22 protein-coding genes are annotated in these 21,245 nt (G+C 54.1%); 6 read left to right on the forward strand and 16 right to left on the reverse strand.

The features are described 5' to 3' along the window. Window positions 1-179 precede the first annotated feature (179 nt). Window positions 180-2,282: a DNA/RNA helicase domain-containing protein gene (locus tag AC2FNE_RS17750; RefSeq protein WP_496805920.1), complete on the forward strand. Its 2,103-nt coding sequence runs from the start codon at window positions 180-182 to the stop codon at window positions 2,280-2,282. Window positions 2,283-2,380: 98 nt separating this feature from the next. Here AC2FNE_RS17750 and AC2FNE_RS17755 read toward each other — a convergent pair whose 3' ends face one another. Together AC2FNE_RS17755 and AC2FNE_RS17760 are read right to left on the reverse strand one after the other, a co-directional pair. Then, window positions 2,381-4,321, reverse strand: a complete 1,941-nt coding sequence (locus tag AC2FNE_RS17755) for a DUF3604 domain-containing protein (protein WP_496805921.1) — start codon at window positions 4,319-4,321, stop codon at window positions 2,381-2,383. Between the two features lie 90 nt (window positions 4,322-4,411). After that, window positions 4,412-5,842 (reverse strand): arylsulfatase, encoded by a 1,431-nt coding sequence (locus AC2FNE_RS17760; RefSeq protein WP_496805922.1) that lies wholly within the window; start codon window positions 5,840-5,842, stop codon window positions 4,412-4,414. Between the two features lie 113 nt (window positions 5,843-5,955). Between AC2FNE_RS17760 and AC2FNE_RS17765 the strand changes: the two genes are divergently transcribed. The 3 genes from AC2FNE_RS17765 to AC2FNE_RS17775 all read left to right on the forward strand — a co-directional run bounded on the left by AC2FNE_RS17765 (window position 5,956) and on the right by AC2FNE_RS17775 (window position 8,408). After that, complete coding sequence (locus tag AC2FNE_RS17765) at window positions 5,956-6,975, forward strand: AraC family transcriptional regulator (RefSeq protein WP_496805923.1); 1,020 nt, start codon at window positions 5,956-5,958, stop codon at window positions 6,973-6,975. Window positions 6,976-7,296: 321 nt separating this feature from the next. Further along, the gene (locus AC2FNE_RS17770) at window positions 7,297-8,127 is read left to right on the forward strand and encodes a peptidyl-prolyl cis-trans isomerase (RefSeq protein ID WP_496805924.1); all 831 of its coding nucleotides are present in this window, start codon (window positions 7,297-7,299) and stop codon (window positions 8,125-8,127) included. 8 nt (window positions 8,128-8,135) lie between these two features. Further along, window positions 8,136-8,408, forward strand: coding sequence for a hypothetical protein (locus tag AC2FNE_RS17775; RefSeq protein ID WP_496805925.1), 273 nt, complete (start codon window positions 8,136-8,138; stop codon window positions 8,406-8,408). Between the two features lie 347 nt (window positions 8,409-8,755). Here AC2FNE_RS17775 and AC2FNE_RS17780 read toward each other — a convergent pair whose 3' ends face one another. The 13 genes from AC2FNE_RS17780 to AC2FNE_RS17840 form a co-directional block, all read right to left on the reverse strand. After that, on the reverse strand, window positions 8,756-8,968 hold the full coding sequence (locus tag AC2FNE_RS17780) for a hypothetical protein (protein WP_496805926.1): 213 nt from the start codon (window positions 8,966-8,968) through the stop codon (window positions 8,756-8,758). Between the two features lie 48 nt (window positions 8,969-9,016). Beyond that, window positions 9,017-9,274, reverse strand: coding sequence for a hypothetical protein (locus AC2FNE_RS17785; RefSeq protein ID WP_170474216.1), 258 nt, complete (start codon window positions 9,272-9,274; stop codon window positions 9,017-9,019). A 13-nt stretch (window positions 9,275-9,287) separates the two neighbouring features. Further along, window positions 9,288-9,980 (reverse strand): NapC/NirT family cytochrome c, encoded by a 693-nt coding sequence (locus tag AC2FNE_RS17790; RefSeq protein WP_170607392.1) that lies wholly within the window; start codon window positions 9,978-9,980, stop codon window positions 9,288-9,290. Window positions 9,981-10,010: 30 nt separating this feature from the next. Further along, on the reverse strand, window positions 10,011-10,439 hold the full coding sequence (locus tag AC2FNE_RS17795; RefSeq protein ID WP_170474210.1) for a nitrate reductase cytochrome c-type subunit: 429 nt from the start codon (window positions 10,437-10,439) through the stop codon (window positions 10,011-10,013). Between the two features lie 55 nt (window positions 10,440-10,494). Continuing rightward, on the reverse strand, window positions 10,495-12,987 hold the full coding sequence (gene napA, locus AC2FNE_RS17800) for a nitrate reductase catalytic subunit NapA (RefSeq protein WP_496805927.1): 2,493 nt from the start codon (window positions 12,985-12,987) through the stop codon (window positions 10,495-10,497). Window positions 12,988-13,003: 16 nt separating this feature from the next. Next, window positions 13,004-13,276, reverse strand: a complete 273-nt coding sequence (locus AC2FNE_RS17805; protein ID WP_170474204.1) for a chaperone NapD — start codon at window positions 13,274-13,276, stop codon at window positions 13,004-13,006. Continuing rightward, window positions 13,273-13,785 carry a ferredoxin-type protein NapF gene (gene napF / locus AC2FNE_RS17810; protein WP_170474201.1) on the reverse strand — a complete coding sequence of 171 codons (513 nt, stop codon included), beginning with the start codon at window positions 13,783-13,785 and terminating at the stop codon, window positions 13,273-13,275. The genes AC2FNE_RS17805 and napF overlap by 4 nt, the downstream gene beginning before the upstream one ends. A gap of 204 nt (window positions 13,786-13,989) precedes the next feature. Continuing rightward, window positions 13,990-15,921 carry a 1-deoxy-D-xylulose-5-phosphate synthase gene (dxs, locus tag AC2FNE_RS17815; protein WP_170607388.1) on the reverse strand — a complete coding sequence of 644 codons (1,932 nt, stop codon included), beginning with the start codon at window positions 15,919-15,921 and terminating at the stop codon, window positions 13,990-13,992. A gap of 21 nt (window positions 15,922-15,942) precedes the next feature. Next, a complete protein-coding gene (locus tag AC2FNE_RS17820; RefSeq protein WP_170474196.1) occupies window positions 15,943-16,809 on the reverse strand; it encodes a polyprenyl synthetase family protein in 867 nt (288 codons plus the stop codon). After that, a complete protein-coding gene (locus AC2FNE_RS17825) occupies window positions 16,810-17,052 on the reverse strand; it encodes an exodeoxyribonuclease VII small subunit (RefSeq protein WP_170474193.1) in 243 nt (80 codons plus the stop codon). Continuing rightward, entirely contained in the window at window positions 17,049-17,975 is a 927-nt protein-coding gene (locus AC2FNE_RS17830) for a histone deacetylase family protein (protein WP_496805928.1), read from the reverse strand. The genes AC2FNE_RS17825 and AC2FNE_RS17830 overlap by 4 nt, the downstream gene beginning before the upstream one ends. Before the next feature lie 43 nt (window positions 17,976-18,018). Beyond that, window positions 18,019-18,720: a response regulator gene (locus AC2FNE_RS17835; protein ID WP_496805929.1), complete on the reverse strand. Its 702-nt coding sequence runs from the start codon at window positions 18,718-18,720 to the stop codon at window positions 18,019-18,021. Further along, window positions 18,717-19,229, reverse strand: coding sequence for a MarR family winged helix-turn-helix transcriptional regulator (locus AC2FNE_RS17840; RefSeq protein ID WP_170607382.1), 513 nt, complete (start codon window positions 19,227-19,229; stop codon window positions 18,717-18,719). Before AC2FNE_RS17840 ends, AC2FNE_RS17835 begins: the two co-directional genes overlap by 4 nt. Window positions 19,230-19,386: 157 nt before the next feature. Between AC2FNE_RS17840 and AC2FNE_RS17845 the strand changes: the two genes are divergently transcribed. Together AC2FNE_RS17845 and AC2FNE_RS17850 are read left to right on the forward strand one after the other, a co-directional pair. After that, window positions 19,387-20,253 carry a branched-chain amino acid aminotransferase gene (locus AC2FNE_RS17845; protein ID WP_170607380.1) on the forward strand — a complete coding sequence of 289 codons (867 nt, stop codon included), beginning with the start codon at window positions 19,387-19,389 and terminating at the stop codon, window positions 20,251-20,253. 97 nt (window positions 20,254-20,350) lie between these two features. Further along, a complete protein-coding gene (locus tag AC2FNE_RS17850; RefSeq protein ID WP_170474178.1) occupies window positions 20,351-20,578 on the forward strand; it encodes a hypothetical protein in 228 nt (75 codons plus the stop codon). A 36-nt stretch (window positions 20,579-20,614) separates the two neighbouring features. Here the strand turns inward: AC2FNE_RS17850 and cobO are convergent, their stop codons facing one another. Further along, window positions 20,615-21,214, reverse strand: coding sequence for a cob(I)yrinic acid a,c-diamide adenosyltransferase (gene cobO, locus AC2FNE_RS17855; protein WP_170474175.1), 600 nt, complete (start codon window positions 21,212-21,214; stop codon window positions 20,615-20,617). Between the last annotated feature and the right edge of the window lie 31 nt (window positions 21,215-21,245).

The raw sequence follows: 21,245 nt of genomic DNA on the forward strand, positions 1-21,245 counted from the left end.
ATTCTGCAACATCTCTGCAACATAGCGAAGACTGCCGCAATCAAAAGCCAGCGTAGCTCGACTGGTAGGAGTAATGCACTCGTATCGACGAGTTCGCGGTTGCGCCCCATCAGTGGATTCATCCCTCAGGGAACGGATTAGACATGGTCGGATAATCTAAAAGCCGATAAATAATCTAAATGAAAACCAAATCTTACTTCGCATCTAGCGCTTTGGAATTTCTGAACACTCCAACTGAAATTGTACTTGGCCGTCTCGCGACACGAGTTGGAACGGAGCACAGCGGCGATGAAGCCAATCAAATTCGCGCCTGGCGGGTTCAGATCGACTTGCTCAAAGCGTCATTATCAAAGCTCGATACCGATGGGTGGGGTATCCTTCTCGAAATGCCTCTGCTCCGCCTAGGTAGACGGATCGACGCCATCATATTGGTTAGAGATCAAATCGCGTGCATCGAGTTCAAGATCGGTTCGAAGAGTTATGGATCAGCAGATGTTAGACAGGCGGTCGACTACGCGCTATGCCTACGTGACTTTCATGCGGCCAGTCATGGCAGGCAAGTGGTGCCAATCCTCTGTGCGGATCAAGCACCCGACAATCATGAAGCGCTTGGGATCGACTTCATTGACGATGTCGCGGGCTGTCTTAGTGTTAACGGCGAAGGTTTGTCCATCGCATTGAACGCTGTCGCGGAACTCGCCAATGGCGACCAAATGTCTTGGGCCGATTATGACGCCTCTTCGTATAACCCCACTCCAGATATCGTTTCGGCAGCGCGGGGTCTTTATGCCGGTCACTCCGTTCGTGAGATAGGGCGCGCAGATGCATCCGCCGAGGCGCTGGAACGCACTTCAGAACGCTTGCGGCAGATTACAAACCAAGCGCGCGACCAAGGACGCAAAGTTGTGTGTTTTGTTACCGGTGAACCTGGCTCTGGTAAAACGTTGTTAGGCCTTGATTTAGTTTTGACCGGGAACGCCGGACGTGTCGCTGGAGAGCCAGCGGCACTCTTGAGCGGTAATCGACCGTTAGTTTTTGTGCTCCAGGCTGCAATCGCCGAAGATGCCCGTGATCGCCTGAGCATCAAAGCAGGCGAAGCTAAACGGCAAGCACAACAGGCGCTGCAGACATTGCTGGGCTACTTGAAGGACCATGTGGAGCCGACATCGAATCCGCCGGAACACGTGATTGTTTTTGACGAGGCACAACGAGCATGGGACGCTGAGACTGGTCTGAAGCTTCTCGGACGAGCCAGTTCAGAACCCAAACTCTTTCTTGAAATCATGGGACGACTACCTTGGGCGTGTCTTGTCTGTCTCGTCGGGCCTGGACAGGAAATCAATCGAGGAGAAGGTGGACTTGCACTTTGGGGTGAAGCTCTCACCAAAGCTCGCGACTGGACCGCACATGTCTCAACCGAAGCACTGCGTGGTCGAGATGGGATGACCGGTCTTCTGGACAGCTTGGACGAAAATGCTCTTAAATTCGACATCGAGCCAGACTTGCACCTATCCAGCAATTTGCGTGCATATCGAAACAATCTTTACGGTCATTGGGTTGGTGCCCTGCTGAACGCGAAGATCGCGGATGCAGCCGCAATCGCTAAGAATATGGAGCATCCTCCGGCGTTTGTGACGCGTGACGAGCATGTTATGAAAGCGTGGTTGCGGTCTCGACAACGCGGCGAACAGCGGGTTGGACTGCTGGCCAGCTCAGGTGCGACGCGTTTGATTGCCGAAGGTATACCGCCTTCACCAAAATCGAATGAGTTAGATCAAGTTGTGCATTGGTTTCTAAAGCCAGAGGTCGATTTCCGATCATCGAATGCTCTCGAGGTGCCGCTATCCGAGTTCGTATGCCAAGGTTTGGAAATTGACTATGCCGGCCTATGTTGGGGCAACGACCTCACATGGTCAGGGCAGGATTGGATTCCTCGCAAAATGCGTTCTCCGAAGTGGCAGAAGTTGAAAAAAAAGGAAGCTAAGCAATACCGCCTAAATGCATACAGAGTCCTTTTGACGCGAGCCCGCGCTGGCACCGTGATTTACGTGCCACTCGGGGAGTTGAAAGATCCCACACGCGAACCGTCTGATTTTCATGGCGTCTACGCCCAACCGGATTTCACCACCGAGTTCAAGTTTCTGTCCGCCGGAAGCATCACCAGAGTAAGCATAGGTAACGAGGGGCACCGAAAATCCCGTCTGAGGCGGGATTGCCGCAAAGCTCGCGTACTGACCCGGCAACCAGAAGCTTACGCCACCTTCGTCTGCACTAGCATATGAGCTTGCGGCAATTGCGGCTATCATGCACGGACCAGCTTTCAAGACCGATCCGAGCTTTGCCGAAAACCCTATGCGATCGCTCCAGGAAATCATTATCATTAACCCGGCGTGTACCAGACAGGTGACGTGTACGCGCGCTCCTGCGTCGAGGTTGGCACGTCGTCTGAGATTTCGTCTCCGAAACGAATTGCGTCGTAGACCGTCCAACGCGGTGTCGGAATTTCCAGAACTCTAGCGTAGTAAAATGCCCGCAAAGACGGATCGAACTCCGGATCGCTCCAGACGGCGATCAATTCCGGCGCACCAATGGAGTTGGTGAAGGTCCCAGTTGCAACGTCAACTGTGTTCCCTACAGATGGCAGCTTGCCATCCGGTCCCGGTTCGCGATCATCCGACCAAACCACATCGAAAACCTTTTCTTCAGTTTCTCCTGCCTTATTCAGCCAGCCTTTGACGATCTGGATGCGGTCGAGATTGCCCGAGAACGGATCCTTGAGGGCGGCGACCAGAAAGGTCGGTGCCTCGGCACCTTCCGGCGCATCCGGCAGATCGCCCCCCATTGGAACACCCTTCTCGTAGCCAATGTCTGCCGGTAAACGCGACCGGGCGTCAGCGTCGACAAACTCCCATCCTCCGAAGAAACGAACCCCGATACGGCTTCCCGTGGTCCCATAAACCTCTTTGCGTTCCATGGCGTCAAAGATTGCTGCGCGGGTATTGTCCTCGGCCCAGACCGCAGCCAAGCCGGACGCGGCCATTTCCCATCCCAGGACGGTAAGCCCTTCGAAGTCGCCGACGAGGTGGTTCCACCGGCCAGGCTCCGGCTCGACCCCGGAATGCTTGCCGAAGAAATTGTCCTCCTGCGCCGTCGCGAGCGCGGTGTGGCTGTCGGTTGATCCGACCACGCCGAATTTGTAGGGGTTGGCGCCAAGCTGGTCTTCGAGCTTTAGCCCGTTTTTCAGCGCTTCCCGCGCATACTCGTATTGAAGCATCCAATCCTCTTTCGGCGTAGGCCCCAGATTGGCCTTGTCCCATGTCTCGTAGTCCGCGAACTCGTCATTCGGGCTCAGGAACGGATGCGCCTCTCCATCGCCTTTGATCTGCGTGATCTCGTACAACGGCTCCCATTTTGCTCGGCGCTCGACATAGTCACCCGTGAGCGGTTCGCCCGTTTTGGGGTTGGTCTCGACAGGGAACATCAGACCGTTCGAAACGTTTCCATTATGGGCCAGCGCAAGGATCCGTCCCCCGGTTTCGTCTTCGTAGCGCTCCATCCAGTCCCAAAGGTCTTCCGGGTTGAATGTTTCCGCAGTGGTAAATGGCAGCATCTGGCGCGCACGGCTCGCATCGTCGCGATATATGACGTTGCGGTGCAGGTTGTTGCCGGCCTCGGTCGACGTCCATTCATAGCCGATGAAGGCGGTGAAGGTTCCGGGATCATCGAATGCGTCAGCGGATGACGTAAAGTCGTCCCAGACCGACTGGACAAAACGACGATCGGCAATCGCTTCGGGAAGCGACTCTCCCGTAATCCCGGCGAATGTCTCAATTACTTCCATCGTCGCTGCCAGAGCGACGTTTCCGCCCTGGTTAATACGGTCATTCCAATCCCGGAGCGTAGGGTCGCGCATCAGCGTCGCGTTGCCAGCGACAATCTCATTCATTGCTCCCATGGCATCAGAATGATCTGCGACGACAAGCCAGTCGAGCGGTCGTGAGAGCTTCACGCGCAAGCCATGTGATGTGGTCACTTCATCGCCCCGCGCAAAGCGGTAAGCGTCCGCCGGTGTCAAAACAACTCCAAACGCGCGCGCATCCAGCGAGTTCGACGTGTGAAGATGCGTATCGCCCCAGAGCGGTCTAGTCGGGAAGTTTCTGCCAGCGTACGGCGAAAAATCGTCTGGTGCCAATTCCGGCATGTCTTCTGAGGAAATGGTCATTTCGCCGACCTGCCCGCCTTGCGCAGCTTCCTGCGCAACGGCGTTAGTCCCAAGCACCCCTACAGATATTAAAGCTATTGAAACAGCACGAAGTTTCATTGTTTCTTCTCCTTATTTTTTAATTCTGACGTGCGCTTAGCAACGCGATTGATTTTTGGCGGATTATGAAAACCTCGAACGTTACGAACGTCACTGCGGCGGTTGATACGGATCAGGTGTTCCAGGAGGGATGGCTGGAAACTCTTTGAATGTCGTCGCGTGTTCCAACAATTGCGGAAGTGCTTTTTCCACGGCCCAGGTGTGCGGGAAGAGGACGCTTTCTCTCTCGTTCGGATCGTTCAGTAGGTTGTAGACGCGCGGTGTGTCAAAGGTCAGAGTTTCGTCAAAGATCGACGCGTTTTCCTTGAACATGACCTTCCAGTCTTGCCACTTCACGCCGAAGACCTGATCGCCCATGTAGACAATCACGCCATCACGGTTTGAGTTCTCCTGAACACCAAGGAAAAATGCCGACTGATCGATGCCGTCAAATGCTCTGTCGCTTGGCACGGATCCTCCGGCGAACGCGGCTAGTGTCGGAAACAAGTCCATTGAATGCACGATCTCATTGCTGGCAGACCCTGCGGGGATCGTGCCGGGCCACCTGATGACAAAAGGTACGCGCATACTGCCTTCGAGGCTGGTGAAGAGCGTACCGCGCCACGGACCAGCGGTTCCCTGCACCATAGGTACCGGCGAGGCATTTGAATTGCCAATCCGTGCCGCTTCCGGACCATTGTCCGCAGTGAAAATGACGATCGTGTTATCTGCGATGCCTGCGTCTTCAAGCGCCTGTTTCACCCTCCCCAGGTAAGTGTCCACCTGCAGCAGGATGTCGGCCCACACGCCGTTGCCTGTGGCCCCTTCAAAGTCAGGGTGAGCGATATTCGGATAATGCGTCTGAGTGTAGGCGAGGTAAATGAAGAACGGGGCGTCTTCACCACTTTTGCGGTTGATGTAGTCTACGGCCTTGTCGGTCAAATCCCCGTCTATCAGACCCCGATACTCAAGGTCATAGTCACGAGCCACGGAAGCAGGCTCCCCTGCGACGCCTTGCATGACGACTGGCTCTTCCATCCCGGCTTCGGCAAAGCCGCTAAGGGTTCGCCACACCGTCACGTCGGTGGTTTCAACGCCGTAGAACTCGTCAAAGCCTTGGTTTGTGGGATACCGCCCCTCTGACCAACCGAGGTGCCACTTACCATACATGGCCGTGCTGTAGCCCGCGTCTTTTAGCATTTCGGCCATCGTGATTTCCCATTGGGTGAGCCCGTAGACACCCCCACCCAAGGGGACCGTATGATTGCCGCTACGTACCCCATAGCGCCCTGTCATTGTCGCCGCTCTGGAGGGCGTACACTGGCTTTCGACATTGAAGTTCGTCAACCGCAAGCCCTCTGCAGCGAGTGCATCCATCTCCGGGGTTGCCGTTCCACGGATAATGCCTCCACCGTTGAAGCCCGGTTCACCCCAGCCAAAATTGTCAAGGAAGATAAAAACGATGTTGGGTTTGTCCTGTGCGAACGCCACGTTTCCCAAACTGCAAAATATAAGCAAAATCAATGTGCGCGCTGTTTTCACAATACCCCCCTGATACTGTCGGCGATTGTTCTTACAGGAGGCTAAACCACGCGATCGTTGATTGCCGAACCATTTTGCGCCAACAATAGAGAGAAATTTCGAAACTTTAGCCTATGACTTATTCGCCTTCCGTTACCGTCGCCGAAGCACTTGGAAGTGTTCCGACACTGATCACCAATGCTCTCGGCGATCGTACGTTAGAGCGGTGCCTGGCGGAGGCTGGCTTGCCTCTCGGCATCTCAGAGAAAGTCGGTTTCTACATTCCCGAAACGGCCTTGAACCGATTTCTGGACGCTGCGGCGCGAAGCGCTGGTGACGACCTTTTCGGACTGTATCTTTCGGAGCATCTTTCCGTAACGGAGTACGGCGATTGGGGTGATTATGTTTTGGAGGCTTCCAATCTTGGAAAGGCTTTGGCAAGGGCAGTGCGGATTATTCATCTACACGCCAACAGGGACATGCTGGAAGTAAGGCAAGACTCAGGTTCGACCTTTTTCAGGTATGTTTTCGCTGAAAGACGAAACGCCGGTTATCGCCAGTCAGCTCTTGCCGCCTTGGGCTCCCTTCTGAGTGTGCCACGCCATTTTCTAGGGCCAACATATCGTCCTTTGTCCATTGGCCTCAACCTGAACGATGTCAGTTGCGAAGCTCGAATTGAAGCTCGCGTCGGGACCAAAGTTCACACTGACAGAGACTGCATTTACTTGGAGATACCGACTTCCGATCTGACGGCGTGCAATCCGGCCATTCCAGAAATGTATACGACAATTGGGGACGTCATTCGGGCTTGCAGGGGGGGGCCTCCCAAAAATTTCGTTCAGTACTTGGAACAGCTTATTCTGCAAAGATTAGGAGAACAGCATATCGACTTGGATGACATTGCGCATGCCACGGGCACAAGTAGAAGAAGTCTCCAACGAAGAATTGACAGATCTGGTACCAATTTTCGATCTATCCACACCGCGGCTAGGATGCGCAAGGCAAGCGAGCTGTTGACTCAGACATCAGCCACTGTATCGGCCATAGCCCTATACCTCGACTACTCGACCGCAAGTCACTTTTCCCGCGCATTCCGGAAACAATTCGGCATTACGCCCCTTCAATTCCGAAACACGAGATCTGTTCTGATCTGACCTCTCCTTTGGGCTTTGTCGCACCATGGTGTGGAAAGGCACAAACTACGTCTTGCCCGATCAATGAATGTCGGTTCCGTGACGTACGTTACGGGTCTTGGGTTTGAAACCCCTGAGCAGCTTGTCAGCAGCGTCTTTCGATGCTCCGGGTCTCTTGTTCATCTTCGCTCCATAATGGCTTCGATGAACCAGAAATCCTCCGTTGCTCAAACCCCTAAATCTGTCCGGAAAGTGCTGACGTCAGACACACGGGAGGGCTTGCAATTTCACGAGTCTATTAGGAACTTTCGACGCGCATCCTGATTGATACCTGAAAGTCCCATGAAAATGCGCAAAGCTCTCCACTCTCCGCTCGTCCATTTCTTTGCACTTGGTGCCCTGATCTTCGCCGTCTACGCGGCTACCGTGGACGAACCTGTTGCTCCTGCACCTGATGCCATCAGTCTGACCGAGAGCGAGGCCGACCGTCTCGTGCAGAACTTCGCCGCAACCTGGAACCGCTCGCCGACGGCGCAGGAGCTTGAGAACCTAATGCAGTCCTGGGCGCTGGAAGAGGTCCATGTCCGCGAGGCGCTAACCCTCGGACTTGATCGGGGCGACGCAGTTATCCGCCAGCGATTGAACCAGAAGATGCAGTTCCTGGCGGAATCTGGCGCTGCGATGCTGGAGCCCGATGAGGCCATGCTCCAGACCTATCTCGACGAGAACCCGGATCGTTTCAGACGGCCCGCCCGCATCGCTTTCGAACAGATCCTAGTGCCCGGAGGTTGGGACACCTCGGAACTTCGGGCGCTGCTGGAGAACGGTGCCGATCCGTCGACGCTGGGGCCCGCTACTTTGCTGCCGCCATCCTTTCCGATGACGCCAGCACCCGTGATAGACCGCACCTTCGGAGAGGGGTTTCACGAGGCACTGGCAGACCTACCGGTCGGGCAATGGCAGGGCCCGGTCGAGAGCGGTTACGGCCTGCATCTCGTTCGAGTAATCGAGAGGAGGGATGCCGCTCTGCCACCGCTGTCCGAAATCCGCGACCGCGTCGAGGCCGAATGGCTCGCGTCCGAGGTGGAGAAGATGCGTGAAAGCTTCGGTCAGGCACTGCTGGACCGCTACACCGTGAGCTTGCCCGACGCCGAAGAGGTGCTGAGCCAATGAGCCGGCTAATGCTCCTTTTGATTGTCATCCTCGCCGTATGTCTGCCTGGGTCCCCTTCAGCCCACGCGCTCGATCCAGGGTATCTCGATCTTTCGTCCATGGGGCAGGAGCGCTGGCGCGTGACCTGGCGCGCACCTGACGTTAACGGGCAAAAGATGCCCATAGAGGCGCGCCTTCCTGGGAACTGTTCACATGAACCGCCTCCATCACCTTTCTTCGATGGACGTGCCTGGACAACCGCATGGGTATCGAAGCAAGCAGGCGCTCTGGTATCACGGTAAACTTGTGATCGAGAACTGCGGGGGTTTTGAGGTGCACGGTAAGAGGTTGCCTGCGGCGCTGTCTGGCTCCGTGCAAAACTTCGACCTCAAAATTCGTAATGATGGGGTCGTAGGTTCGAGTCCTATCACCGGCACCATTCTTCTTCGGAAACACTCCAAATTTAACACTGGAATCAACACCTTCGGCAAATTCGCAAGGTGAAGTTTGCGCTTTCGGTTTTCAGACAACCGGGCTAGGCTGCGCTCAGGAATGGCAGATAGAGCCAGTCTCGGGGCGTATTAACCCCTCCGGTATCGGTCGGTGTCGATCGTAATGACACCTCCTCGAACCCTAAGCGTATCTATTTTCAACAGCGCGTTGCTGTGAAAGGGAACGCTTCGGTATCGCGGATAGCCGCGCAGCCCTTCGCAACAGTTGGCAAGCAGGCGGCCGCTGCGATGTAATATTGGGCCACGAGATCAAATGCTCTTTGAACATACGGTTCAAACTCATCTCTTGGCGTTTTATAGCTCATCGCACTATTTTTTTTGATAATTTTTCCAAAAACACCGGCGCGCAATGATACCGCCCAATTTCTTCTATAATTGCAAATACTCACTTTAGCACTTCAGACTGTCGCACCTTTCAGACGAATGGCTGTGCCAATACTGCCGGCGCAGACGCCCACTACGATGGCAATCACCAATTCGAGTGTTTCGACATGGGCTAGTTGCCAGCCAGCGAAGATTAGTGTCTCGATCACGCCGACCACACCGCCCATTAACGCACCCAACCAAAGTTTGCGCGTCATCATGCCCAGCGCCAACCCGAGAATACCGGGCAGGCTAAGGACATTGCCACCGATGGTTCCGAGAATATCCAGCATTGTTGCGCTACCTTCAGTCTGTGGAATTTTGCAGGAATGAACGAATATCGTCGCCAGCGGCTGCGTGTTTCTCAAGCGGTTCCGCTGCTTGGGCACTCAGCTCTTCTGTAACCTTTTGATACTCTTCGAGATAATCCGACGGCAAACTATGAGCGATACCCTGATGGCAATCAATACAGGTCATATTGTTGTCAATGGCGCGTTGATGCTCCGAGGCTGCACGTGCCTCCTGAATGGTGAAGTCCATATAGGCAAAGTTATGACAATTCCGACACTCACGACTGTCGGATTCCTTCATTTTTTTCCAAACAGCCGATGCCATGCTCAACCGATGTGCCTCGTACTTCTCGGACGTGCCAATGGTACCAACCAACTCGTGATAGACATCCTTGACCGCCATGACCTTGGCTTTGATCTTGTGGTTCCATTCGTGAGGGACATGACAGTCCGAGCAGATCGCGCGGACGCCGGAATGGTTGTTGTAATGGATCGTCTGCCGATACTCACCAAGATTGGTTTCCATGGAGTGGCATGAGGTACAAAACTCTTCTGTATTGGTCAGTTCAAGCGTCCAGTGAAATCCACCCCAGAAAAGGATGCCTGCCAAAAACCCGGCGATCAAAGTAAATCCGACGCTGAGTACGGGTATCGGGCTCCAGAACCAGTCCCATATGCGACGGGTACGGCCTCGGTTGTCTTCTGCCATCTTGCGCGCTCCTTATGCGATCCGTTTCGATCAGTTGCCGTAGGACGGCACAAAGACGTTTTCGACCAGCGGTTCAGTGTCGGCCTGTGGCACATGGCATTGATTGCAGAAATACCGTGTGCCCGCGATGTGATCCAGTTCGTTTCCTTCGCGATCAAGGTAATGGGTCATAGATAGGGTAGGTGCATTGCGTTCCCCCGCCTTGGTCCAGTCATGGCAAGACAGGCATTGATTGGTTCTCAGGTCGATCTGATACTGGGTGATCGAATGCGGGATGAGAGGTGGCTGCTGACGGTAGTTCCTGACCATGCGCCCCTCGCGCCCTTCCCACTGAAGGCTCATATTGACAACGCTTGGTGCATCCGGCGGCGTACCGCGCAGGTCCTGAAGCTCCTGAGCCAGAGAAATGCTGCCAACCACAACTAACAGGGCAGCGACTATAGCGACTATCTTTTTCATCTTGCATGTTCCTTATATTTGGCTGGACGGCTGTTTGTTGATTGCCATCGCTGCTTTAGGCACGCTCGACTTTGCAGGCGCATTTTTTGAAATCTGTCTGCTTGGAAAGCGGACAGGTCGCATCAAGTGTCAGTTTGTTTGTAAGTTGCCCTTCATCAAACCAAGGCATGAAAACCAATCCGCGTGGCACCTTGTTTCGACCTTTGGTCATGATCCGGCTAGTCACTTCGCCCCGGCGGGTCTTGATCTTGATTTCCTGACCGTGCCGCAATCCGCGATCCGCGACATCGTCCGGATGCATATAGAGAACCGCCAACGGGAACGACCTGTGCAACTCGGGGACCCGGCGCGTCATCGACCCAGAATGCCAATGTTCCAGAACGCGGCCAGTGCAGAACCACAGATCATATTCCTCATCCGGGACTTCCGGCGGCGCTTCGTAAGGTGCGAATATTATCTTGGCTTTCTTGTCGGGGAACCCATAGAACTGCAGTTCCGAGCCGGCCTCAACATACGGATCATGGCCCTCGCGATAACGCCAGCGTGTCTCTTTGCCATCGACAACCGGCCAGCGAAGACCGCGTTCTTCGTGATATCGTTCAAAAGGCGCAAGATCGTGGCCATGGCCACGACCAAATTCGGCGTATTCTTCAAACAGGCCCTTTTGTACGTAAAAGCCAAAGTGGTTGGCGTCGTCATTAGGATGGCCGTGTTGGATTTCGCTCAGTGGGAACTTATCGACATTGCCGTTGTTGAAAAGGATTTCATACAAAGTTTTCCCGGCCATTTCGGGCGCAGTAGCAACAAAGTCTGCGCCCCACGCTTCCTCAACGGTAAAACGTTTTGAGAATTCCATAAGTTGCCAAAGATCAGATTTGGCATCGCCAGGGGCGTGCACTTGCTGGCGCCACATTTGGGTCCTTCGTTCCGCGTTTCCGTAGCACCCTTCTTTCTCGACCCACATCGCTGTTGGCAGAATAAGATCTGCCGACATTGCCGTGACCGTTGGATACGGATCTGAAACAGTCACGAAATTGTCCGGGTTGCGATAACCTGGCCAGCCTTCCTCATTCATGTTCGGTGCGGCCTGCATATTGTTGTTACACTGCACCCAATAAGCGTTCAGCACCCCATCGTTCAGCATGCGGTTTTGCAAAACAGCATGGAAGCCCACTTTATCCGGAATTGTACCCTCGGGAAGCTTCCAGATTTTTTCTGCTTTGGCGCGATGTTCAGGGTTAGTAACAACGTAATCGGCAGGCAACCGATGGGCGAAAGTGCCGACTTCCCGGGCTGTACCACATGCCGACGGCTGCCCTGTTAACGAAAATGGAGAGTTGCCGGGTTCAGAGATTTTGCCTGTCAACAAGTGTACATTGTACATCAACGAATTCACCCATGAACCACGGGTGTGTTGGTTAAAGCCCATTGTCCAAAGGCTCATAACCTTACGATCGGGATCGGCATACTGCTTGGCAAGGCGTTCAAGTTTTTCAGCGGGCACACCGGACAATTCAGCTGTGTATTCCAAAGTGTAAGGCTTAACCGACTCAGCATATTCATCAAAACTAATTGGGGTGAGTTCGCCGGAATTCGGGTTGGCGGCGGCCAACTGAAGCGGGTTTTCATCTCGCAAGCCGTAGCCGATATCCGTGGCGGTTTTAGTGATGTTAACGTGTTTGGACAGGAACTCTTCATCCACCGCCCCGGTCTGGATAATGTGATTGGCAATGTAGTTGAGAATTGCCAGATCGGTCTGCGGCGTGAAAACCATCCCGTTGTCGGCAAGTTCGAATGAGCGGTGTTCAAAAGTAGAAAGCACATGAACCTGACAGTCTGCCTTTGTCAGGCGCGTGTCAGTAAGACGCGACCACAGGATAGGGTGCATCTCGGCCATGTTCGAACCCCACAAAACAAATGTGTCCGCGGCCTCCAGATCGTCATAGCATCCCATAGGTTCGTCCACGCCGAAGGTGCGCATAAAGCCTACGACGGCTGACGCCATGCAGTGCCGTGCATTAGGGTCAATGTTGTTGGACCGAAACCCTGCCTTCATTAGTTTTGACGCAGCGTACCCTTCCCACACGGTCCATTGGCCAGAACCGAACATTCCGACCCCTTCGGGACCCTTGCTTTTTAGCGTCTCTTTCCACTTCTCGGCCATAATGTCGAAAGCCTGATCCCATGAGACAGGTTCGAACTCTCCGTCCTTGGCGTACTCACCGTCCCTCATGCGCAACAAAGGTTGGGTCAGCCGATCTTTCCCGTACATGATTTTGGACAAGAAATAGCCTTTGACGCAATTGAGGCCCCGATTGACCTCGGCTTGAGGGTCGCCCTGTGTCGCGACAACGCGGCCATCCTTCGTTCCCACCAGAACGGTGCATCCGGTCCCGCAAAACCGGCAAGGTGCCTTATCCCATTTGATATCCGGGACACCGACCTGTGCATTGGCTTTGCCTGTGGTCAGCGTCAAACCCGCTGTTGAGGCCGTGGCAGCGGCAGCAGTCGCTTTCAGAAAGGTCCGACGGGATTCAGAGATGGTCATATCGGGGTCTCCGGTGTTAAATTTGATGAGAAGCGATATTCTGCGGATGAGTATCCGCTGGATCTTCGAAATGGTGATAGGTTAGGGACAAAGAAATTACGCCCGGCACATGGTGCAGATCCATAATCGTCTCTGATGCAAGGCGGTTTGGCGTGTCCTCGACGACCACGACAAGGCGGCCGTCCTCGGTGGCTGCGTGAACTTCAGCACCCTCCACGCTTTCAATTCTATCCCGGGCAGCCTTCAGTGAATCAGGCGACACATGAACAAGGCAGCCACATATGTTCATTGGCTTACCTCCAAAATTGGATTGTCGTTGCGCTTCAATGTGACTGCACCAGCGGGACACGCACCGACGCATGCGCCACAACCCGTGCATGTTTCGGCGTCCAATTCAGGCACATACAACCCACCAAGCTGGGGGCGAAAACGCAGAGCGTTTTCCGCGCACGCGTCCTGACAAACTCGGCAGCTGACACCATTCAACGCCAAGCAGGACTCAGCAATTTTTGCAAGCCAAGGCCAATCCTTAATCCTTGTTTTTTCCAACGCACCGGTTGGGCAAGCTTCGGCACAAGCGGTGCAAAAAGTGCAGCTCCCCGAATCGAAACTAAGGGCGGGCCATCCCTGACCATCGATGGAAATAATATTTTCCGGGCAGGCCGGAACGCAGTCATTGCATTCCTGGCACAGGTTATAAAACTCGTCACCAATTGCGCCTGGCGGCCGGATGGCTTGGCGATCTGGTCGCAGCGCTTTGCCGGTCATAAATGCGCGCCGGCTTGCTTGCTTGTTCATTAGCTTGCCACCTCCGGTTCAACAGGCCACACGTTAAATGCGCCCGTACCAGAGCTAGCCTAGCACGTAGTTTGAAAATTTGACCCACTTGATTTCGGATGTGATAATTGTTTAATCTAATATTTGAATTTATTAAATCTTTTCCCAGATCGGACTGCTTTTAAGTAGAAAGAAACTCGACTCAAATCGGGTCAGATCGATAGTTCAAGCCCGTTTTTCTCCGATTGAAGCCACTCCCAGAACTGAAAGAACCTTTTCTTCAATATGTTCTGCGTTCATCCCTGCCGCCGCATACATATCTGCCGGATTGGCTTGATCTATGAAAGTGTCTGGAAAGACCATGGACCGGTACTTTAATCCCTGATCAAATACACCTTCATCGGCAAGCAATTGTGCCACATGGCTGCCAAACCCGCCAATGGCACCTTCTTCTACCGTTATCAAAGCCTCGTGTTCGTTTGCTAGTTCAAGAATCAGGTCGCGATCCAAAGGTTTGGCAAAGCGCGCATCCGCTACGGTGGGTGTGACCCCACGCGCAGTCAGCGCCTCGGCAGCCTTTTGAACCTCGGTCAACCTTGCACCAAAAGACAACAAGGCGACCCGCGCCCCTTTCTGGATCAGACGGCCCTTGCCGATTTCGATGACCTCGCCCCGTTCGGGAAGCTCCACCCCAACACCTTCGCCACGCGGATACCTGAACGCGATGGGCCCCTCGTCATGCGCCGCGGCGGTCGCGACCATGTGTACAAGCTCAGCCTCATCGGCTGCGGCCATGACAACCATGCCGGGCAGGTTGGACAGGTAGGCGATATCAAATGATCCTGCGTGAGTCGCTCCGTCCGCGCCGACCAAACCTGCGCGGTCAATTGCAAATCGAACCGGCAACCTTTGGATAGCAACATCATGCACAACCTGATCATAGCCTCGCTGCAAAAAGGTTGAATACATTGCACAGAACGGCTTCATTCCACCAGCCGCCAAAGCGGCTGAAAATGTGACCCCGTGCTGCTCAGCTATCGCCACGTCGAAACAACGGGAAGGATAGCGCTCGGCAAATAGGTTCAAACCTGTTCCGTCCGGCATCGCTGCTGTTACGGCAACAATTCTGTCGTCCCTTGCGGCTTCATCCACCAGGGATTTTCCAAACACCGACGTATAGGACGGCGCGTTCGAGGGCGTCTTTTTCTGTTCGCCCGTAACAACATCAAACTTGGCAGTAGCATGCCCTTTGTCTCGGGCCCGTTCGGCAGGGGCGTAGCCCTTGCCCTTTTTAGTAAGAATGTGAATCAGCGTAGGCCCGGTCGCACGCGCTTTGACTGCGCGAAGAACAGGAAGCAACTGGTCCATGTCGTGCCCATCGATAGGACCGATATAGGAAAAGCCCAGCTCTTCAAACAGCGTTCCCCCAACGGCCATACCTTTAAGCATTTCTTTCGCGCGTTTCGCCCCCTCGCGAAAAGGTTCCGGCAACAAGGACACTGCGCCTTTGGCCGCCGCCTTGAGATCATGGAACGGTTCTTCGGCATAGATGCGCGACAGGTATGTCGAAAGGGCACCTACTGGCGGAGCGATGCTCATCTCATTGTCGTTCAGGATAACGATCAGACGCTTTTTCAGATGCCCCGCGTTGTTCATCGCCTCAAACGCCATGCCTGCTGACATTGAGCCGTCACCGATGACAGCAATTGCATCACCCAGACCTTCAGGAGTCACGCCACCCAGATCACGCGCAACTGCAAAGCCCAGTGCAGCGCTGATCGAGGTCGAACTATGGGCCGCTCCAAACGGGTCGTATGGGCTTTCACTCCGTTTAGTGAAGCCGCTAAGGCCGTCTTTTTGACGAAGCGTTCGAATGCGATCACGCCGCTCAGTGAGTATTTTGTGAGGGTAACATTGATGCCCCACATCCCAGACGATTTTATCGCGCGGTGTTTCAAAAACGGAATGCAGGGCTGTTGTAAGTTCAACGACCCCCAGGCCAGCGCCCAAGTGCCCACCCGTTGTGGAAACCGCGGAAATCGTCTCGGCCCGCAGTTCATCCGCCACTTGCTTTAACTGAATATCTGACATCTGCCTGAGATCCGCAGGGCGGTTCACAAGGTCCAGCAGCGGTGTGTGCGGGCGTTCAGACGTCATCGTTGTAGCGTTCCTTGCGGCTTAGCTGTCCCGGGCAATAACGAAGCGGGCGGCTGCGTTCAAGGTTTCAGCGCCAGAACCGTACCCTTCTAGCGCCGCGCAAGCCTGATCAACCAGATCTGCAGCGCGGGATTTGGCACCATCTAGTCCAAGAAGCGAGACGAACGTAGCCTTGCCAGCTTCGACATCCTTTTGCAGACGCTTTCCGGCCTTTTCGGCGTCACCCTCCACATCCAAGATGTCGTCGGCAATTTGAAAGGCAAGGCCAAGGGCGTGGGCATATCGGCGCAGGGGTTCTGGATCAGTCTGAGCCAGCCTGGCACCTGCACATGCCGACCATTCGATCAACGCGCCAGTCTTACCAGTCTGCAATCTTGTGATATCATCCAAGGTCAGCGGATCCTGTGCTGTTTCCGCTGCAATATCCAATGCTTGGCCTAATACCATCCCTTCGGCACCGCTCGCCTTTGCCAGCGTCAGAGCCAGTTCCGCCCGAATTTCAGGATTTCCAACTTCTGGACGCGTGCATAATTCGAACGCCAGCGTCTGCAGGGCATCGCCTGCCAGAACAGCCGCGCCCTCATTCCACTTAACGTGCAATGTCGGTCGCCCACGTCGCAAATCGTCGTCGTCCATACACGGTAAATCGTCATGAACTAGCGAGTAGGCGTGAAGTGCTTCGATCCCGGTTGCGGGCCAAATTGCCTGCACAGGGTCAACAGCGTGCAGTCTGGCGCTCTCCATAACCAAAAAACCCCGCAGTCGCTTACCACCCTTTGTGGCGTAAGCCATCGCCCGGGTCACATCTAAGTCGTCCAGAGCACCTAACACCAGATCGAAATGCTCTTGAATGCGCGCTGCATCCTGCGCCAGTCTTTCGCGAAACATTCACTGACTTTCGACAGGTGTTGTTCCGGTTGGTTGGCCGTCAGCATCCAGAGTAATCGCAGCTACTTTTTCCTCGGCCCGCTTCAACTCGTCTTCGCAGCGCTTCTTCAGTTGCGCCCCGCGTTCGTAGAGAGCAATGGACTGATCCAAAGCCACGTCACCGCGTTCCAACTGACCCACCACAGTTTCAAGCTCTTTCATCGCCTGTTCGAAAGTCATCTGATCAACTGGGGTATCGGTCATCGTGCTGCCTTCATTAATTCTTCCACGTGGGCGCGTGTTGCCTCGGACAGTGCGTTCAGATCATACCCGCCTTCCAGAGTCGAGACGATACGACCATCACACATTTCATTTGCGATTTTGCACAATTCACCTGTGATCCACGCGAAATCGCTGGTCGTCCAATTCAAACTTGCTAAAGGATCATCCTGATGAGCGTCGAAACCAGCAGAAATGATGATCAACTCCGGTCTAAAGGCGCGTAGGCGAGGGAATGCCTGGGCCTCGTAAGCTGATCGCATCTCTGTTCCACCCGAACCAGGCGGCAGTGGAATATTCAGCACTGTTTCATAAGCGCCAGTTTCGTCTGGACGCCCAGAGCCGGGCCACAATGGCATCTGCTGACTAGTTATTACCAGTGCGCGCCTTTCATCCCACAGGAGTTCTTGCGTTCCATTTCCGTGATGCACGTCAAAATCAAATACTGCCACCCTGGACAACCCATGGTGATCCAGCGCGTGTTTGGCGGCAAGTGCGGCGTTTCCAAACAGACAAAATCCCATGGCGGTCTCTGTTTCGGCATGGTGCCCAGGTGGTCGAACAGCGCAAAACGCATTCGAGACCTCACCGCACACAACCATATCAACCGCTCGTACCGCCGCGCCAGCCGCGCGGTAGGCAGCATCGACCGATCCCGGAGACATGAACGTATCACCATCGATTTGCTTGAACCCTTCGATTGGCCGACTGTCGCGGATATCGGCGATGTAGTTGGCAGGATGCACCCTTAGAAGGTCGTCGTCGGCAGCCAATGGCGCGGTTACCCGCTTCAGATCTAGCGGTTCCAATGCGAGCAAGATATGTTCCAACCTCGCCACTCGTTCCGGATGCCCATTTGGAGTCACGTGATCAAGACAATCGGCGTGGGTCAGAAGAGCCGTCGCCATCAAATATCCCCCTCTATAAGGCGGAATACGCCATTCGGTAACATCAGTCCGGAGCCAACATGTAACCCGCACCTCTGACGGTTTGCAGATAGCGGGGTTGTTTTGGATCCTGTTCGATCTTACGACGCAAGCGTGTAATCTGTACGTCGACCGCACGCTCCTGCGCCTGCCCTTTGTCACGACCAAGATCTTCGACCAACTTGGCTCGACTAATCGGCTCACCCGGCTGTGCTGAGAAAATTTTCATCAACTGGCTCTCTGTCGCGGTCAGTCGCACCGGGTCTTCGCCCTTCCACATTTCGCCACGCTCAATGTCGTACCGGATCGGCCCCAGATGCAGAATTTTGGCTATGGCATCCTGGGCGGTCGTTTCCGGCATACGCCGCAGAATCGCGTTGATCCGCAAAAGCAGCTCCTTGGGCTCGAACGGCTTTGCCAGATAGTCATCAGCGCCAGCCTCCAACCCGGCAATTCGGTGTTCGGTTTCGCCCTTGGCCGTCAACAGCAAAATCGGTGTCGTGTGAGTCTCGCGTAGAACGCGGGTCAGGCTGACACCGTCTTCTCCGGGCATCATCACGTCCAGAACGATCAAATCGAAATCAAGCCCAGAAAGAACCCTGCGCGCATGAGCTGCGTCACGGGCCGAAGTCACCAGAAACCCGCTGCGCATCAGGAATTTCTTGAGCAAGTCCCGAATACGCTCGTCATCATCGACAATCAGAAGATGGGCGTACATATCGCTCATGAAGTTGTATCCCGCAGTTTTGTGTACGAGTGACGCATATCAGCATCCATCATTGCCTCAAGCACCTTGCGAAATCCAGCCACGGCTTCGGGGCCAGCATCTTTGTAAGCCGCCCGCATGCGCGCCCGCTGCGCATCTGACAATCTGGTTTCAAGCGCTTCACCATTTTCCGTTAAAAAAAGATGCCTCTCTCGTTTGTCAATCGTCCCCACGCGGCTTTCGACCAAACCGTCCTCGATCAAAGTGCGCAACACACGATTCAGAGACTGCTTCGTGACACCTAAAATCGCGAGCAGATTGTTAACGGTCGTTCCAGGTGCGCGGTTGATAAAATGGATCGCCCTGTGATGAGCGCGGCCATATGCCATTTGTGCCAGAATGCGATCAGGATCCGCTGTGAAACCGCGATATGCAAAGAACATTGCCTCAATCCCTTGCCGCAGTTGCTCGTCCGTCAAAAACAGCAAGCTTTCGCCCCCAAAGACCGGAGCAGGCCGGATCTCAGACATATCACGCCTCATTCGTTACACGGTTTGACTTTATGTCAGCGTTATTGACATTCCAAGGGTGGGCAGGTATCGAATCGCAATTTTTGAGCAACTTTATGTCCGATCCGGACTTAAATAGCGCAACAATCGCAAAATTGGCGATATTCAGGAGGTTGGCATGGCGGGATATGATGACCGTGACGGTTTCATTTGGATGGATGGAAAAATGGTGCCTTGGCGGGATGCCAATGTCCACATCCTTACGCATGCGATGCACTATGCCTCATCTGTTTTTGAGGGCGAACGCGCTTATAACGGCAAAATTTTCAAAAGCCGGGAACATTCCGAGCGGCTCGTTGCTTCTGCCGAAGCGCTCGATATGCCCATGCCATATTCAGTCGATCAGATTGAGGCTGCGAAGGAAGAAGCCTTGAAGACCAGCGGCCTGCAGGACGCATACGTTCGAGCACTGGTTTGGCGCGGTTCCGGCGAAGACATGGGTGTGGCATCGGCTAAAAACCCGGTGCGAATGGCGATCGCAGTCTGGCCTTGGGGAGCCTATTATGGCGACGCCAAAATGAAGGGTGCCAAGTTAGACATCGCCGAATGGAAACGCCCCAGTCCTGAGACAATACCGGTTCACGCCAAGGCTGCAGGCCTTTACATGATTTGTACAATCTCCAAGCATAAGGCCGAAGCAAAGGGATGCTCGGACGCGTTATTCATGGATTGGCGCGGTTATGTAGCCGAGGCGACAGGGGCAAATGTTTTCTTCGTCAAAGATGGCGAGGTTCACACGCCATTAGCCGATTGTTTTCTTAACGGGATCACCCGTAAAACGGTGATCCAAATGTTGAAAGACAAGGGCATAACTGTACATGAGCGCCGCATCGAACCCGAAGAGATGGCTGACTTTGAGCAATGTTGGTTAACCGGAACTGCGGCTGAAGTCACACCAGTGGGTCAAATCGGTGATTACACTTTCGAAGTTGGAGATCTAACCCGCGAGATCGCCGAGGATTACGAAAAGCTGGTCCGCTCCTGATCCCGACGAACATAGCATCTCACTAAGGCAGAGTTAGCGCTTTGTAAGCGAACCAAAATTCATGGTATTATGCAGGCAGGCGGGAAAAGGTTGGAAAATGATCGATCCGTTTGGCGAAATCCTAGCAAGGCATGACGCTGCTTCTGCCTGCGGATGCACAGGATGCGACGACGACTATTGCGCTTATGTCGAGCATCCAAATTGCATGATCCAAGCAGAAAACCGATGGGGCACAAACCAGACCCTCGGTGTTGCTCGACAACGCAAATCAATTCGCTATTTGTTTGAATCGCAGATGTCAGTGCAAACACCTGACGACCTTTAAAGCAGCGTCGAAGTAGATGCCTAAGCGCTTGGGATTTTAGAAATCAACACCACGTTGCGCTTTGATACCGGCTTGGAACGGGTGCTTTTCTTCGGTCATTTCAGTCACCAAATCGGCGTATTCGCGCAGTGCCTGTGGTGCATCACGGCCAGTCAGGAAAACGGTCGTCTTGTCTGACCTTTGTTCAACCCCTTCAATTACTTGATCTGAAGACAAATACTCGTATCGCAACGCAATATTGATCTCATCGAGAACAACCAGATCGTATTCGCCGCTTGCCATTAATGCACGCGCTTTGTCGAAGGCTGCATTTGCCGCTGCGATATCACGTTCGCGGTCCTGCGTATCCCAAGTAAACCCCTCACCCATAGTGTGCCACGTCACAAGATCACGCTCTTCAAAGAAACGGCGTTCTCCGGTTTTCCATTTACCCTTGATGAATTGTACCACTGCGACCTTCTGGCCCCAGCCCAAGGCGCGGACCACGACACCAAATGCTGCAGAGGATTTACCTTTGCCCTTGCCAGTATTTACCAGAACCAAACCGCGCTCAGGATCTACTGCCTTGGATACTTTCTTGCGGTGCTTGGCCTGCACCTTTTGCATCTTTTCCTTGTGATCCTGCGCGTCGCTCATTGGGGTACCTCGCTATTTGTCTGGGCCAACG

Source organism: Ruegeria sp. YKSD179 (assembly GCF_059612885.1).

Excerpts from the sequence above, each read along its gene's own strand:
- AC2FNE_RS17750 (WP_496805920.1), top strand. The coding sequence starts at position 180 with ATGAAAACCAAATCTTACTTCGCATCTAGCGCTTTGGAATTTCTGAAC.
- AC2FNE_RS17755 (WP_496805921.1), bottom strand. The coding sequence starts at position 4,321 with ATGAAACTTCGTGCTGTTTCAATAGCTTTAATATCTGTAGGGGTGCTT.
- AC2FNE_RS17765 (WP_496805923.1), top strand. The coding sequence starts at position 5,956 with ATGACTTATTCGCCTTCCGTTACCGTCGCCGAAGCACTTGGAAGTGTT.
- AC2FNE_RS17770 (WP_496805924.1), top strand. The coding sequence starts at position 7,297 with ATGAAAATGCGCAAAGCTCTCCACTCTCCGCTCGTCCATTTCTTTGCA.
- AC2FNE_RS17775 (WP_496805925.1), top strand. The coding sequence starts at position 8,136 with ATGCTCCTTTTGATTGTCATCCTCGCCGTATGTCTGCCTGGGTCCCCT.
- AC2FNE_RS17785 (WP_170474216.1), bottom strand. The coding sequence starts at position 9,274 with ATGCTGGATATTCTCGGAACCATCGGTGGCAATGTCCTTAGCCTGCCC.
- AC2FNE_RS17790 (WP_170607392.1), bottom strand. The coding sequence starts at position 9,980 with ATGGCAGAAGACAACCGAGGCCGTACCCGTCGCATATGGGACTGGTTC.
- AC2FNE_RS17795 (WP_170474210.1), bottom strand. The coding sequence starts at position 10,439 with ATGAAAAAGATAGTCGCTATAGTCGCTGCCCTGTTAGTTGTGGTTGGC.
- napA (WP_496805927.1), bottom strand. The coding sequence starts at position 12,987 with ATGACCATCTCTGAATCCCGTCGGACCTTTCTGAAAGCGACTGCTGCC.
- AC2FNE_RS17805 (WP_170474204.1), bottom strand. The coding sequence starts at position 13,276 with ATGAACATATGTGGCTGCCTTGTTCATGTGTCGCCTGATTCACTGAAG.
- napF (WP_170474201.1), bottom strand. The coding sequence starts at position 13,785 with ATGAACAAGCAAGCAAGCCGGCGCGCATTTATGACCGGCAAAGCGCTG.
- dxs (WP_170607388.1), bottom strand. The coding sequence starts at position 15,921 with ATGACGTCTGAACGCCCGCACACACCGCTGCTGGACCTTGTGAACCGC.
- AC2FNE_RS17820 (WP_170474196.1), bottom strand. The coding sequence starts at position 16,809 with ATGTTTCGCGAAAGACTGGCGCAGGATGCAGCGCGCATTCAAGAGCAT.
- AC2FNE_RS17825 (WP_170474193.1), bottom strand. The coding sequence starts at position 17,052 with ATGACCGATACCCCAGTTGATCAGATGACTTTCGAACAGGCGATGAAA.
- AC2FNE_RS17830 (WP_496805928.1), bottom strand. The coding sequence starts at position 17,975 with ATGGCGACGGCTCTTCTGACCCACGCCGATTGTCTTGATCACGTGACT.
- AC2FNE_RS17835 (WP_496805929.1), bottom strand. The coding sequence starts at position 18,720 with ATGAGCGATATGTACGCCCATCTTCTGATTGTCGATGATGACGAGCGT.
- AC2FNE_RS17840 (WP_170607382.1), bottom strand. The coding sequence starts at position 19,229 with ATGTCTGAGATCCGGCCTGCTCCGGTCTTTGGGGGCGAAAGCTTGCTG.
- AC2FNE_RS17845 (WP_170607380.1), top strand. The coding sequence starts at position 19,387 with ATGGCGGGATATGATGACCGTGACGGTTTCATTTGGATGGATGGAAAA.
- AC2FNE_RS17850 (WP_170474178.1), top strand. The coding sequence starts at position 20,351 with ATGATCGATCCGTTTGGCGAAATCCTAGCAAGGCATGACGCTGCTTCT.
- cobO (WP_170474175.1), bottom strand. The coding sequence starts at position 21,214 with ATGAGCGACGCGCAGGATCACAAGGAAAAGATGCAAAAGGTGCAGGCC.